Source organism: Frisingicoccus sp. (assembly GCF_048388605.1).
Classification (GTDB): Bacteria; Bacillota; Clostridia; order Lachnospirales; family Lachnospiraceae; genus Frisingicoccus.
This window is the reverse complement of record NZ_DBGCTU010000055.1, coordinates 19,492-29,090: the sequence shown is the minus strand read 5'-3', so window position 1 is coordinate 29,090 and position 9,599 is coordinate 19,492. Positions and strand designations below refer to the sequence as shown.

Sequence of the window (9,599 nt, the reverse complement as noted above, 5' to 3'; positions counted from 1 at the left end):
ATAATGTGTTTGGTCATACATTAATTTTACACCAACTGCCGGATTCTTTCGAGGTCTGGCAGTTATTTTTCGCACAAAAAAGGAGCTGCGCACTAATTACTTAGTGCGACGGCTCCTTTATGACCGTCATAATAGTTCAATGCCTGTAGTCGGCAATTACATCTTCCATTGTGATACTTTTCAGGCTGCTGCATAAATCATCCTGAATCTTTTGATAAGAGGTATCCAGCACATTGTGAATTTTTTTCCCAACCGGACAAAAAGGCGAAGGAGAAGAATGAATACCGAAAAGTTTTGTTAAAAAATCCGGTTCTATCGCCTTGCATATACGATACAGTGTTATTTCATTTAAAGGGCAATTCATCGTTGCGCCGCCGGTTCCGAATTTAATGGATATGATGCCGTCTTTTTTTAGTGCGCTGAGGATATTTCGAATCGTCACCGAATTGGTTCCGCTGGATAATGAAAGCAATTCGCTGGTTACTTTTTTTGTATCTCCGTATTCATAGATAAAAATCAGGCAATGAATGGCGACGGAACATTTTGTGCTGATGTGCATAATGTTTCTTTTCCTCCTTTTAGAGTTATTTTAACACGGATATGACTACCTGTAAATGTTGACATTACACCTTTCCGCTGGTATAATAGGTGTAAATCTAAAAATTACAGGAGGAATACATATGGAAGCATTGCAGATTGTTTTTAGTCCAACCGGAGGGACACAGAAGGTTGCTGATATTATAACGGCAGAGTGGGAGAAACCTGTCAGCGGGATTGATTTAACCAATCCGAAGAATGATTATTCTGCCTTAAATATTTCCCAGGATGATCTGGCAGTCATTGCTGTGCCGTCCTTTGGAGGAAGGGTTCCTGCACTGGCAGCGGAAAGACTTGGAAAAATAAATGGTAATCAGGCCCGATGTGTCATCATTTGCGTATATGGAAACCGGGCCTATGAAGATACACTTGTTGAATTATATGATATTGCGGAACAGAGTAATTTTAAGGTTATTGCGGCAATATCTGCCATCGCAGAACATTCCATCATGCACCAGTATGCCGCAGGCAGACCTGATTTGAAGGACAGGGATGAACTGCATGGTTTTGCGGAAAAAATCTTTGAAAAAATAAAAGATGCAGACAGTGATTATGCATCTGTGCTTCAGATTCCCGGTGATCGGCCTTATAAAAAAGCCGGAGGCGCCGGACTGGTTCCAAAGGCTGATAAAAAGTGTAACGGCTGCGGCCTTTGTGCGGAACAGTGCCCGGCGGAGGCAATCAGCAGGGACAATTTAAAAATTTCGGACAGCAAAAAGTGTATTTCCTGTATGCGCTGCGTTGCAAACTGTCCGCAATCCGCCCGCAAAGTCAATGGGGCTATGGTGTCTGTTGCCGCGCTGGCTATCAAAAAAGCCTGTTCCGAAAGAAAAAATAATGAACTTTTTATTTAAAAAGAGATTTTAGTTCATCATAATTATGGCGACACATAAAAGTACTACACTTAATAAGGTTAGCGGAATTCCGATATAGAGCGGCAGCAGAATATTATTTCTGTCATTTATAAGTGCATATTCCGGCTTATCCACATATACTCTGAGTTCCACTTTATCACCAATATGATATTTTGAGTTTGGAACAATTTCCATGTTTTTTCCATACTTAGAGGAACTAACCCTATGATGTACCTGATAAATTTTATTTTGGTAACTATATTCAATGACTGGTATATAGCCAATGCCGTGATATCCCTTATGATAAGATCGATTTCTATCGCTTCGCACAACTTGCCCGACTACCAGTACATATTCTTTCTTTTCATCTTTATAATAGTTGACCAGAAAAGCTATGCCCAGATAGGCACAACAAATAGTGGCAAAAATGAGAGGAACCATAGCTATCTCCTTTCTTGCAAGTATAAACTACAGGCATGACCGTAATTTTTCCAGCACATCATAGGGGATGACCAGTTTTCCCATGCCTTTTCCTATCTGTATATGGGGTTTGACTGCCCCATGAAAGTCCGAGCCGCCGGAGTAAAGAAGGTGATGGCGGTCGGCCAGCCGCTTCATATTCCTTTCATCCGCCGGGGAATAGGTGCTGTAATAGGTTTCGATGCCCTGAAGTCCGCAGCGTTTTAAGCGTTTGATGCAGATGTCCAGCTGGGACGGGGTAAAGCCATAGAGCAGCGGATGGGCCAGAATGGCGATACCGCCGCCGTCGCGGATGGCACGAACAGCGTCCTCCGGGGTCACGCCGGTTTTTGGCACATAAAAAGGCAGACCGGGAGACAGGTATTTATCGAAAACTTCTTTAATAGAGGCTGCATAGCCGATATGGACAAGGTATCGGGCCAGGTTGGCACGGGTAATGACCGCATCGCCTTCCAGTGCCCGGACTTTTTCCATAGTGATATCTACCCCGGCAGACTGCATTTTTTCAATCATCTGAAGATTCCTTCGTTCCCGGATACGCTGAAAATCAGCCAGGCGTTCAGCCAGCAGGGAATCCCGAAAATCAAGAAACAGTCCGACAATATGAACTTCCCGGTCGCCATAGACTGCCGAAAGTTCAATGCCCGGAATACATTCAATATTTAATTTTTCAGCGGCGGCCATTGCTTCGGCCACGCCATTCATTGTATCATGATCCGTCAGTGCGACGGCAGCGAGGCCGGCAGCAGCGGCGGCTTCCATAACCTCTGTCGGCGAACAGCTTCCGTCGGAGGCATTTGAGTGTGTATGTAGATCAATTCGTTTCATAAATAAACCGTCCTTTCTATCGTTTAGTATAGCATTTTTGGCGTGAAAAAAACATATAGTAAAAAAAAGGTTTGTGGACGGGATATGTTTTGAGAAACTATGTGATTTCTATATTGAAGGCGCTGCTGATCAGTTATGTTATTTCCGCCGCCGCCCTGCTGGTACTTTCGGGGCTTTTATATTGGCTGGATATCGCGGCGGCACAGCTTCAGATCGGCGTGATAGCGACCTATATCGCTTCCTGCCTGATCGGCGGATTTTACATTGGCAGAAAAATGAAAAAAAGAGAATTTTTGTGGGGACTGATCATCGGCGTCCTTTATTACAGTATTCATATTTCAGCGGTTATTGCCATGGAAGGGGTGCAGCCGGAAAAAATCGTGCCGGGGACGGCGCTGGCTCTGCTCTGCATGGGAAGCGGTATGCTGGGCGGTATGCTGAGCTGAAAATACAGTTGGGGCGAAATATAAAAAAAATCTTTTAAAATAAAAACAAGTATGGTATACTGTCTGTATTGCGAATAAAATGATAAAAGGAGGCCTTCCCATGAAACATATTAAGTCTTTAAATACGCGTTCTTTAAAGAATTCTATGGTTAAGGGCGGATGCGGTGAATGTCAGACATCCTGCCAGTCAGCCTGCAAAACTTCCTGTACTGTAGGAAACCAGAGCTGTGAAAATAACAAATAATACATAAGCAGCGGTTTAGTCAGCTAAGTCGCTGCTTATTACTTGTTGCTTAATATGAAGGAAAGTGGGCTTGCCCACTTTGCTTTTTGTACATAGAATTAAATACATAGGATTAAAATAGGAATGTAAGGAGCAGTAAGCGTGGTTCATCAGTATAAAAATAATGGTTACAATATTGTTCTTGATGTAAACAGCGGGTCTGTCCATGTGGTGGATGACCTGGTATACGATATGATCGCTTTATATGAAACGAATTCAAAGGAAGAAATCGCAGAGAAGCTTTCAGAAACCTATTCCCCGGAAGATATTCGGGAGGCTTATTCAGAGATTGAAGAGCTTGTCAAAGCGGAGTGTCTTTTTACGGAGGATATTTATAAGGATTATATTTTTGATTTTAAAAAGCGGCCGACGGTTGTCAAAGCTTTATGTCTGCATATTGCCCATGACTGTAATCTGGCCTGCAAATATTGTTTTGCCGAAGAGGGCGAATATCATGGGCGCCGGGCGCTGATGAGTTTTGAAGTTGGAAAAAAAGCGCTGGATTTTTTGATTGCCAATTCGGGCTCCCGGAGAAATCTGGAAGTGGATTTCTTTGGCGGAGAGCCGTTGATGAATTTCGATGTGGTGAAACAGTTGGTAGCCTATGGCCGCGAGCAGGAGAAGCTGCATGACAAGAAATTCCGGTTTACGCTGACAACCAACGGCGTGCTTTTAAATAAAGAGATTCAGGAGTTTGCCAATAAAGAGATGGCGAATGTGGTTTTAAGTGTGGACGGAAGAAAAGAAGTGCATGATTTTATGCGTCCGTTCCGGGGCGGCCGGGGAAGCTATGATCATATCATTCCGAAGTTTAAGGAGATGGCCGAGAGCCGGAATCAGACAAATTATTATGTCCGGGGAACCTTCACTCATTATAATACGGATTTTGCTTCCGATGTGCTGAATCTGGCGGACGAAGGGTTTAAGCAGATTTCCGTGGAACCGGTGGTGGCGCCGGAGAGTGAGGATTATGCGATTAAGCCATCGGATCTGCCGAAGATCATGGAGGAATACGACCGTTTGGCACAGGAAATGTTAAAGCGGGAAAAAGAAGGCCGCGGCTTTAATTTCTTCCATTTTATGATTGACCTTTCCGGGGGCCCGTGCGTTGCAAAACGGCTTTCCGGCTGCGGCTCAGGGACGGAGTATCTGGCGGTCACACCATGGGGTGATTTTTATCCGTGTCACCAGTTTGTCGGCCAGGAGGAATTTCTGATGGGGAATGTGGATGACGGCATTGTGCGTACGGATATTCAGGAAGAGTTTAAATGCTGCAATGTATATGCCCGGGAAAAATGTCAGGAGTGTTTTGCAAAATTTTATTGCAGCGGCGGCTGTGCTGCAAATGCTTACAATTTTACGGGTAAGATTACAGATACATATGACATCGGCTGCGAGATGATGCGTAAGCGTGTGGAATGTGCCATTATGCTGAAAGCGGCCAGAGAAGGAGAGTTGAAAAATGAAGAACAGTAAAGGAAAGAGTCTGATCGGCCTGATTCTTATTTTGGTTATCATCGCCGCCTGCGGTTTTGTATCCTGGAAGGGCGTTGATGAGAGCGGTCAGGGAAGTGCAAAAAATATTAAGCTCGGCCTGGATCTGGCCGGCGGTGTCAGTATTACGTATGAGGCTGCCGAGGAAAATCCTTCGGCGGAAGATATGAATGATACGGTATATAAGCTTCAAAAGCGTGTGGAAAGCTACAGCACGGAAGCAGAAGTTTATCAGGAAGGTACAAATCGGATCAATGTGGAGATTCCGGGTGTTTACGATGCGGAAAAGATTCTGGAAGAACTCGGCAATCCGGGAACCGTTCAGTTTTACGAGGTAACAACGGCTTCGGCGGCCGATATGTCCGATGAGGAAAAGGCGGAGGCAAAGAAGGCGGCGGAAGCGGCCGGTTTATCTGACAGTTCTACATTTAACCTGGTGATGGACGGCAATGATCTTATCGATGCTCAGCCGATGACCCAGAAGGACAGCTACGGCAATGCCCAGTATGTGGTTGAGTTGACGATGAATTCGGAGGGAGCTGAGAAGTTTAAAGAGGCGACTGCCCGGAATATCGGAAAACCGATTTATATTGTTTATGATAACGAAGTGATCAGCTACCCGAAGGTAAATACAACCATTGAAAACGGACAGGCGGTTATCGAGGGTAATTTCACTTATGAGTCGGCAAATTCTCTGGCAACCTATATCCGTCTCGGCGCTTTGAAATTGAATCTGAATGAGATCCGTTCCAATGTGGTCGGGGCAAAACTGGGTGAAGAAGCCCTTGCTACCAGCTTGAAGGCCGGGGCCATCGGCCTGGCGATCATCATTGTCTTTATGATCGTTATGTATATGATCCCGGGTGTTGCGGCCGGTCTCGCATTACTGCTTTATGTGGCGGCGATGCTCTGTCTCTTAAACGGACTGGATGTGACCTTAACTCTGCCGGGAATTGCGGGTATCATTTTGTCCATTGGTATGGCAGTAGATGCCAACGTCATTATTTTCACCCGTATCCGGGAGGAAATTGCCGCAGGTCAGAATGTGCGGAATGCGATTCAGACCGGCTTTAAAAAGGCCCGTTCTGCCATCCTGGATGGTAATATCACCACATTGATCGCGGCGGCTGTTCTTTATCTTAAAGGTTCGGGAACAATTAAGGGCTTTTCGATCACATTGGCATTAGGTATTGTTTTGTCCATGTTTACAGCCCTGGTAATAACCCATTTTATTGTCAACAGACTTTATGGACTGGGCTTTACCAGTGAAAAATATTACGGAAAGCAGAAGGAAAAGAAGGCATTTCCGTTTGTGCAAAAGGCAAAAATCTTTTATATTATTTCTGCGGTAGTCATTATTGCGGGCTTTGTCGGTATGGGCCTGAACAGCTCCAAGGGTAAAGGCGCGATGAATTACAGTCTGGATTTCACCGGCGGTACCTCTATGACTGTGCCGTTTAATGAGAATATCAGTGTTACCGGGGAAGAGGGCGCCGAACTGTTAAAGACGATCACTGAAACAATCGGCACCGGCGATGTGCAGCTTCAGAATGTTCAGGGTTCCAACGATATTGTTGTAAAAACTCAGGTATTGGATAAGGAGACCAGGGCAGCACTGAAAGACACTTTTGTTGAAAAATACGGCGTGGATGAAAAAGCGATTGAAGAACAGAGCATCAGTGCGGTTGTCAGCGGCGAAATGCAGAAGGATGCCATTATTGCCGTTGTGATCGCGGGTATCTGTATGCTTATTTATATCTGGTTCCGCTTTAAGGATATCAAATTCGGAGCAAGTGCTGTGTTTGCCCTGCTGCATGATGTCCTTTGCGTGCTGACGGTGTATGCGCTTGTTCGTATTCCGGTGGGCAATACTTTTATCGCATGTATGCTGACGATTGTCGGTTATTCAATTAATGCAACGATTGTTATTTTTGACCGTATTCGGGAAAACCGGCAGATCATGTACCGGGCGCCGTTGGAGGACATTGTCAATTCCAGTATTACTCAGACATTGTCAAGAAGTATAAATACTTCGCTGACGACCTTTATCAGTGTATTTGTTTTGTACATTTTGGGCGTTGCGTCCATTCGTGAATTTGCCATGCCGCTGATGGCCGGTATCATCGCCGGAGCATGGTCATCCATCTTTATTACGGGGACACTCTGGTATTTGATGAAAAAAATTGGCAAGAAGAATTAAGTAATATAAGACAGAAACTCTGCCGGAGAAGTGATTTTCCTGTGGAGTTTTCTGTGCTTTTTGGAGGAATTATGGAAAAATGGATGGTTGCCGCAAAAAGAGCGGATTTTAACCGTTTGTCGGAAACCTTTGGCATCAGCCCGGTGTTGGCGCGGATCATGGTGAACCGGGGATTGAAAACCGATGAAGAATTCGAACAGTTTTTATATGGAAATCTGGATTCACTTCATCGGCCGGAAAAGATGAAGGATATGAATCTGGGGCTGGCCTGTATCCGCCGGGCGATCGACGGCGGAGAGCTGATCTGCATTGCCAGCGATTTTGATGTGGACGGTGTTTTTTCAGGATATATTCTCTGGCGTGGTATCCGGCGTGTCGGCGGAAGGGCCTATGTTGTGGCCCCGGACCGGATACAGGAGGGCTATGGTTTAAACGCACGGATCGTGCGGGAGGCTTATGGAAAGGGCGCCGGCTGTATTCTGACCTGCGATAACGGAATTGCGGCAGCGGAAGCTGTGGAGACCGCAAAGAGTCTTGGCATGAATGTGGTTATCACGGATCACCATGAGGTTCTCCGGCTCCCGTCGGCAGATGCGGTGATCGACCCCAAACGGGAAGACTGTGAATATCCTTTTAAAGGTCTCTGCGGCGCCGGCGTGGCATGGAAATTTGTCGAATTATTGTACGAAGCTTATGGCGTGCCGAAGCAGGAGTTTTATGAACTGCTTCCGTTTGCGGCGATAGCGACGGTGGCGGATGTGATGGACTTGGTGGATGAAAACCGGATTATTGTGAAATACGGGCTTCACGCGCTGGCAAAGACAGATCATCCGGGGCTTCAGGCAGTGATTCGCCGCAGCGGTTTAAACAGCCGACACATTTCGGCCTACGATGTCGGTTTTAAGATCGGCCCCTGCTTTAATGCGGCGGGCCGTCTGGATTCGGCGGATATGGCGATTCGTCTGCTGCAGACGGAGGATTGGCGTGAGGCGGAAGGATTGGCCTCAGAGTTGGTTGAATTGAATCAGAGCCGTAAGGAGATGACCCTTCTTGGCGCCGAGCGGGCCGCTGCCCAGGCGGAACGGGAGGGCCTTCATAGAGATAAGATCATTGTTTTGTGTCTGGAGAACTGCCATGAAAGTCTGGCGGGAATTATCGCGGGAAGACTGAGGGAGCGGTATCATCGCCCGGCGATCGTGGGGACTGAGAGTGACGGGGTGATCAAGGCTTCCGGGCGCTCGATCGAGGCTTACAATATGTTTGAAGAATTAAGCGCCTGCAGAGATTTATTTTTGCGTTTTGGCGGTCATGCCATGGCGGCGGGAATGAGTTTTAAGAAGGAAAACCTTCCGGTGCTGCGGGAGCGGTTGAATCAGAGCTGTAAGTTGACGGAGGAAGACTTTATCCCCGTGATACATATTGATGTGCCGATGCCTTTGGACTATATCAGCGAAGGCTTTATTCAGGAACTGGATTTGCTGGAACCCTTCGGCAAGGGCAACAGAAAACCACTGTTTGCGGAAAAGCATTTAAGCGTGCTTCGGGCGTCACTGATCGGCAAAAACAAAAATGTCCTTAAGATGCGGGTCCGCAACGACAGCGGCGTGACGATGGACGCCCTGTATTATGAAGATATTGAGGCCTTTGACGCCTGTGTGGAAAAGGCCTATGGGAAGGATGGAAAAAACCGGATGTATGCGGGACTTTCAAATCCGGTGGATCTGGCGTTCACCTATTATCCGTCTTTGAATGAATACGGCGGTCGGAGGACTTTACAGATAATTATACAGAATTTCCAGAGAATTCCCCGTTAAATGTTGTTTTTTTAGAGTAACCTGTGGTAAAATGGTTGGTATCGATTATTCCAGAAGAGAGGGAGAAAAGTATGAAGAAATTAGAGGATTATGTAGTGAGTATACCGGATTTCCCGGAACCGGGAATTATTTTCAGAGATGTGACGAGCATTTTGCAGGATGCCGACGGCTTAAAACTGTCGATTGATTCGTTGATGGAAAAATTGGAAGGTCTGGAGTTTGATGTGATCGCCGGTTCGGAATCCAGAGGTTTTATCTTTGGAATGCCTTTGGCCTATAATCTTCATAAGCCGTTCGTACTTATACGTAAAAAGGGAAAGCTGCCGCGGGAAACGGTGTCGGCTTCCTATGAACTGGAATATGGAACAGCGGAAATAGAAATTCATAAAGATGCCATTTTACCGGGACAGAAAGTCGTTCTTATTGATGATCTGATCGCGACGGGCGGAACTTCCAAAGCCATGATCGAACTGGTGGAAAGACTTGGCGGCGTTGTCGTAAAAAATCTGTTCCTGATGGAACTGGCCGGGCTGAACGGGCGGTCAAAGCTTGAGGGGTATGACGTGGATTCTGTCATTGTATATGAAGGAAAGTAGGGGATTC

The 9,599-nt window shown here is 46.1% G+C and carries 10 protein-coding genes; 7 read left to right on the top strand and 3 right to left on the bottom strand.

The annotated features are described in order from the left end of the window. Positions 1-136: 136 nt before the first annotated feature. The gene (locus ACMN7X_RS14900; protein WP_418748240.1) at positions 137-559 is read right to left on the bottom strand and encodes an Rrf2 family transcriptional regulator; all 423 of its coding nucleotides are present in this window, start codon (positions 557-559) and stop codon (positions 137-139) included. A gap of 121 nt (positions 560-680) precedes the next feature. Between ACMN7X_RS14900 and ACMN7X_RS14895 the strand changes: the two genes are divergently transcribed. Next, positions 681-1,451: a 4Fe-4S dicluster domain-containing protein gene (locus ACMN7X_RS14895; RefSeq protein ID WP_418748239.1), complete on the top strand. Its 771-nt coding sequence runs from the start codon at positions 681-683 to the stop codon at positions 1,449-1,451. Between the two features lie 9 nt (positions 1,452-1,460). Here the strand turns inward: ACMN7X_RS14895 and ACMN7X_RS14890 are convergent, their stop codons facing one another. Both ACMN7X_RS14890 and ACMN7X_RS14885 read right to left on the bottom strand, forming a co-directional pair. Next, positions 1,461-1,892: a DUF3592 domain-containing protein gene (locus tag ACMN7X_RS14890; protein ID WP_418748238.1), complete on the bottom strand. Its 432-nt coding sequence runs from the start codon at positions 1,890-1,892 to the stop codon at positions 1,461-1,463. Between the two features lie 27 nt (positions 1,893-1,919). Beyond that, positions 1,920-2,759: a PHP domain-containing protein gene (locus ACMN7X_RS14885; RefSeq protein ID WP_418748237.1), complete on the bottom strand. Its 840-nt coding sequence runs from the start codon at positions 2,757-2,759 to the stop codon at positions 1,920-1,922. Positions 2,760-2,848: 89 nt separating this feature from the next. On the opposite strand from ACMN7X_RS14885, the gene ACMN7X_RS14880 reads away from it, so the two are divergent. The 6 genes from ACMN7X_RS14880 (at position 2,849) to ACMN7X_RS14855 (ending at position 9,592) form a co-directional block, all read left to right on the top strand. Beyond that, entirely contained in the window at positions 2,849-3,205 is a 357-nt protein-coding gene (locus tag ACMN7X_RS14880) for a TIGR04086 family membrane protein (RefSeq protein ID WP_418748236.1), read from the top strand. A gap of 100 nt (positions 3,206-3,305) precedes the next feature. Further along, positions 3,306-3,449: a six-cysteine ranthipeptide SCIFF gene (scfA, locus tag ACMN7X_RS14875; protein ID WP_178550582.1), complete on the top strand. Its 144-nt coding sequence runs from the start codon at positions 3,306-3,308 to the stop codon at positions 3,447-3,449. A 141-nt stretch (positions 3,450-3,590) separates the two neighbouring features. Next, positions 3,591-4,964, top strand: a complete 1,374-nt coding sequence (scfB, locus tag ACMN7X_RS14870) for a thioether cross-link-forming SCIFF peptide maturase (RefSeq protein WP_418748235.1) — start codon at positions 3,591-3,593, stop codon at positions 4,962-4,964. After that, on the top strand, positions 4,951-7,182 hold the full coding sequence (secD, locus tag ACMN7X_RS14865; RefSeq protein WP_418748234.1) for a protein translocase subunit SecD: 2,232 nt from the start codon (positions 4,951-4,953) through the stop codon (positions 7,180-7,182). The genes scfB and secD overlap by 14 nt, the downstream gene beginning before the upstream one ends. Before the next feature lie 71 nt (positions 7,183-7,253). Beyond that, positions 7,254-8,996, top strand: a complete 1,743-nt coding sequence (gene recJ / locus ACMN7X_RS14860) for a single-stranded-DNA-specific exonuclease RecJ (protein ID WP_418748233.1) — start codon at positions 7,254-7,256, stop codon at positions 8,994-8,996. A 71-nt stretch (positions 8,997-9,067) separates the two neighbouring features. Beyond that, positions 9,068-9,592, top strand: a complete 525-nt coding sequence (locus ACMN7X_RS14855) for an adenine phosphoribosyltransferase (RefSeq protein ID WP_418748232.1) — start codon at positions 9,068-9,070, stop codon at positions 9,590-9,592. Positions 9,593-9,599: the final 7 nt, after the last annotated feature.

Excerpts from the sequence above, each read along its gene's own strand:
- ACMN7X_RS14900 (WP_418748240.1), bottom strand. The coding sequence starts at position 559 with ATGCACATCAGCACAAAATGTTCCGTCGCCATTCATTGCCTGATTTTT.
- ACMN7X_RS14895 (WP_418748239.1), top strand. The coding sequence starts at position 681 with ATGGAAGCATTGCAGATTGTTTTTAGTCCAACCGGAGGGACACAGAAG.
- ACMN7X_RS14890 (WP_418748238.1), bottom strand. The coding sequence starts at position 1,892 with ATGGTTCCTCTCATTTTTGCCACTATTTGTTGTGCCTATCTGGGCATA.
- ACMN7X_RS14885 (WP_418748237.1), bottom strand. The coding sequence starts at position 2,759 with ATGAAACGAATTGATCTACATACACACTCAAATGCCTCCGACGGAAGC.
- scfA (WP_178550582.1), top strand. The coding sequence starts at position 3,306 with ATGAAACATATTAAGTCTTTAAATACGCGTTCTTTAAAGAATTCTATG.
- secD (WP_418748234.1), top strand. The coding sequence starts at position 4,951 with ATGAAGAACAGTAAAGGAAAGAGTCTGATCGGCCTGATTCTTATTTTG.
- recJ (WP_418748233.1), top strand. The coding sequence starts at position 7,254 with ATGGAAAAATGGATGGTTGCCGCAAAAAGAGCGGATTTTAACCGTTTG.
- ACMN7X_RS14855 (WP_418748232.1), top strand. The coding sequence starts at position 9,068 with ATGAAGAAATTAGAGGATTATGTAGTGAGTATACCGGATTTCCCGGAA.